2 protein-coding genes are annotated in these 2,267 nt (G+C 66.9%); both read left to right on the top strand.

Going from position 1 to position 2,267, the window contains the following annotated elements:
• The coding region (locus MUO23_09065) for an aminotransferase class V-fold PLP-dependent enzyme (protein ID MCJ7513105.1) at positions 1–1,074 on the top strand (1,074 nt) is incomplete at its 5' end.
• A gap of 32 nt (positions 1,075–1,106) precedes the next feature.
• The coding region (locus tag MUO23_09070; GenBank protein ID MCJ7513106.1) for a hypothetical protein at positions 1,107–2,267 on the top strand (1,161 nt) is incomplete at its 3' end.

Consider the following 2,267-nt stretch of genomic DNA (forward strand, 5'->3'; position numbering starts at 1 on the left):
AGCGAAAGGACCGACGATCCGGTGTGCGGCACGGTGTCGTCCGGCGGAACGGAGAGCATCCTGCTGGCGATGAAGACGTACCGCGACTGGGCGCGGGCGACGAAGGGTATCACGGCGCCCGAGATCATCGCTCCGGTCACGGCCCACGCCGCCTTCGACAAGGCCGCCCAGTACTTCGGCCTCCGACTTGTCCGGACGCCGCTGGATGGGGACTACGCCGCCGATGTGGCCGCAGTCGAGGCCGCCATCACCCCGAACACGGTGGCGATGATCGGCTCGGCCCCGTCATTCCCGCATGGCGTGGTCGATCCCATCGAGGCTCTTTCCGAACTGGCCCGGGCTCGCGGAATAGGGTTTCACACCGATGGCTGCCTGGGCGGATTCCTGTTGCCCTGGGCCGAGCGGCTGGGCTTTCCGGTGCCGGCGTTCGACTTCCGCCTGCCGGGCGTGACCTCAATCTCAGCCGACACCCACAAGTTCGGCTACGCCGCCAAGGGCTCGTCGGTGGTGCTCTACCGGACGCCGGACTTGCGACGCTATCAGTACTACGCTACAGCTGACTGGCCGGGAGGGCTGTACTTCTCGCCCACCTTCGCCGGGAGCCGGCCCGGTGCCCTCTCGGCAGTGTGCTGGGCGGCGATGATGTCCATCGGCGAGCAAGGCTACCTGCAGGCTGCCAAACGAATTCTCGAGACAACGGCCTGGCTCCGGGAGGGCGTGGCCGGAATTCCTGGGCTACACCTGATCGGCCGCTCGCTGTTCATCGTCGCCTTCGCCTCCCACGAGGTCGACGTCTACGCCGTGCTCGATGCGCTGGCCAAGAAGCAGTGGAACTTGAACGGGCTGCAGAACCCGGCCAGCCTGCATCTGTGCATCACGCAACGCCACACGCAGCCGGGAGTGGCGGAAGCCTTCATCGCAGATCTGCAAGCGGCCGTCGAGCACGTCCGGCGCAACCCGCAGGACAAGGGTACGATGGGGGCGGTCTATGGCCTGGCCGGGAGCGTCCCGGTCAAGAGCCTGGTCGCCGATTTCTTGAAGACCTATATCGACTTGATGTATCGCGTCGACTGAAGGGTAAGGACGGCAATCGTGGAGGGCGATGCATGATCAATACCCGGGCCCTGCGTGCGATCGAGGCCATCTCGGTGCTGCTGTTCTTCCTGCGCGGGATGCGCATCCTGTTCTCGATGATGTTCGGCATCCTGTACGACCAGCTGTTCGCTGGAACGCCGGACATCTGGCTGCTCGTGACCCTGGTGCTTGTCGCCCTGGCGTTCGTTGCCCCGGTTGCGGCCAGCGAGCAACCGACTCGCCGCTGGATGATGCTGGTCGTGTTCGCCGCGGCCCTGGGGAGCATCGGACTGAGCGTCAACGATGCCGGCTGGCGCTTCGCCTCAAGCCTGGTCACCGTCGCCGCTGGCGGGATGTACCTGGCTGGGCTGCTCACGGCCCGCCGCCTGCTGGTGCTGCCCAGCCTGCTGCTGGCGCTGGGGCTCGATCAGTTGATGCGGGCCCTGGGGCACACCTTCGACGTGGCGCTCGGGACCGGCTGGCTGCCCGTCCAGTTGGTGTGGGCCGGGCTGGTGGTGTTCTTTGCCATGTTCCTGGGAGGGCGCAGCGGGCCGGGGGAGGCCCGGACCGGGATCTTCAGCCGCAGGGCAGCCGTCGGACTGGGGGCGCTGCTATTCCTGGAGACCTCGCTGTTTGGGCTGCCGAATGCCGTCGCCCACTGGGCAAATGTGCCGTACGCCATCACCGCCCCGGCGATCCTGATCCTGACCGTCTTGCCCCTGGCGCCTGCCGTGCGGCACGGCATCGACCAGTACCTGCTGGCGACCTCGGTGCGGCGGGTTGTGCTCGGCGTGATCCTGGCCGGGTGTCTGGCAGCCGGGTACTTCACTGACGGGATTGTCGCCCTTGTGGCGCTGTTGGCCGGCCAGTTCCTAGTGCTGGCGTTCCTGGTCCTGATGGTCGGCGGCCGACCGCCGATGCCGCGGTCCGTCGGGGCGCCCTTGGCGAGCGGCCTGGCATTCCTGTTGGCCCTGGTCTTCCTGAACGGCTTTGCTTTCACCTACCCCTACACCCTGCCCATCCTGCGGGACATGGGATGGGCTGTGTACGTCGGGGCTGGACTGGCCGTCGCATGGTCGGGCTACCATCAACGACCGGGCGGCATGCACCGGCAGGAACTGATGGCCGGTAACCCCTGGGTGCTCTCGATGATTGTCGCCTCCATCGCCGCAGTCGGGGTGGTGGCATTTCCC

It is taken from the genome of Anaerolineales bacterium (genome assembly GCA_022866145.1).
Classification (GTDB): Bacteria; Chloroflexota; Anaerolineae; order Anaerolineales; family E44-bin32; genus PFL42.